General features: G+C 31.4%; 2 protein-coding genes and 1 pseudogene. All 3 read right to left on the bottom strand.

Features of this window, described 5'->3' with window-relative positions; all coding sequences use genetic code 11:
- A pseudogene (locus tag Q0G30_RS14290) lies at positions 1-288 on the bottom strand (ABC transporter substrate-binding protein); the annotation flags it as partial.
- A gap of 25 nt (positions 289-313) precedes the next feature.
- Positions 314-1,198 carry a nickel transporter permease gene (nikC, locus tag Q0G30_RS14295; protein WP_294391440.1) on the bottom strand — a complete coding sequence of 295 codons (885 nt, stop codon included), beginning with the start codon at positions 1,196-1,198 and terminating at the stop codon, positions 314-316.
- 4 nt (positions 1,199-1,202) lie between these two features.
- Positions 1,203-1,648, bottom strand: a 446-nt coding sequence (locus Q0G30_RS14300; RefSeq protein ID WP_294391443.1) for an ABC transporter permease, incomplete at its 5' end; no start/stop codon positions are given.

The raw sequence follows: 1,648 nt of genomic DNA on the forward strand, positions 1-1,648 counted from the left end.
ATCTACTACTTCATAATCTGTAGCAAGCCATGGCTCAAGTTCCATATTCTCATTAAATTTAAATAATGTTTCTGCCACACCATATCTTATTGCTGCCCATCCTAAATATCCTTTATGAGGATTTATTCCTGCTAAACTTGGATTATAAGCACTTGTTCCATAAACAAATGTCTTTTCTTTACCACTATTTGATTCGTCTTTATCAGATGTTGAACTACATCCAACTAAAAAGCCTGAACTTATTACTCCTGCTAAAACTAAGCTAATTAATTTTTTGTTAATTTTCATTTTTTCTCCCCTATTATCCCTTATTCTACTTATTATTTACATCTAAATAATCTCTTACTGTATCACCTAATAAATTAAAAATAATTACTGTGATAAATATTGCAAGTCCTGGAGCAAATATTACCCAAGGAGATGATTGAATCATACTTCTTCCATTACTCATCATAGAACCCCATTCAGCAGTTGGAGGCATTGCCCCCAGTCCTAAAAATGATAATCCTGCAAGTTCCATCATCATAACTCCAATATCAAGCGTGGCAGTTACTATTATAGTTCCTAAAATATTAGGGAAAATATGTTTAAATATTATCTTCATATGTGAACATCCACTTAACTTTGCTGCTTGTATATATGCAGAGTTTTTCATAGTTAAAACTTGTCCTCTTGCAAGACGTGAAAATTTCGGCCAAGAAATTAATGATAAAGAAATAACTGCATTAACTATTCCCCCTCCAAGTACTCCTGCCACTGCTATGGCAAAGACCATTCCTGGAAATGCTAAGAAAATATCTGAAATCCTCATTACAAATTCATCAAGTTTTCCACCAATATAACCACAAATTGCTCCAATTATCGTACCAAAAGTAGCTATAATTGCTACTAAGCCAAGTGCTGAGAACATGGTTGTTTTTGCTCCCACAATAACTCTAGAAAGCATACATCTTCCATATCTATCTGTACCAAATATAAACTCCTTACTAGGAGGACTCAACGCATTTGATAAATCCTGTACATAAGGATCATTTGGTACTATATGTTCTCCTAATAAAGCAATTAAAAATAAAATTCCTACTATAAATAATAAAATATTTAATTTTATTTTTGTCTTATTTAGACTTTTTAACTTGTCTAAAGTATCTTTAAAATAATTCCTAGTTTTTAAATTTTGTCTAACTATTGATTTTTCCATGATATCACCATATATCCTTACCTATTCTAATTCTTGGATCTAAGTAATTGTATAGTATATCTGTTATTAAATTTATTACTACAAAAATTACTGCCATCCATATTACATATGCTTGTATCATTGGATAGTCCATCATTCTGATAGAGTCTACGGCAAGTTTTCCAACTCCATCCCACATAAATATGGATTCTACAATAGCAGTTCCTCCAAGTAGAGAACCTATAGATAATCCTAGTAAAGTCACAACCGTTAATAGTGCAACCTTTAAAATATTTACATATAATATACGTTTTTCTTTTACTCCTCTTGACCTTAAACCTAAAACATAGTCCTTGTTTAATTCTTCCAGTACAGTAGCTCTAATTTGTCTCGTATATTTTGCTGACATGGAAATTGCCAAAGTTAAAGTTGGCAATATTATACTTTTAAATCCGTTGTTCCCCATAACTG

Source organism: uncultured Clostridium sp., from assembly GCF_934754925.1.
Taxonomy (GTDB): Bacteria; Bacillota; Clostridia; order Clostridiales; family Clostridiaceae; genus Clostridium.

What these genes read in the sequence shown, in the direction of transcription:
- nikC (WP_294391440.1), bottom strand. Translation starts at nt 1,198, where the DNA reads ATGGAAAAATCAATAGTTAGACAAAATTTAAAAACTAGGAATTATTTT.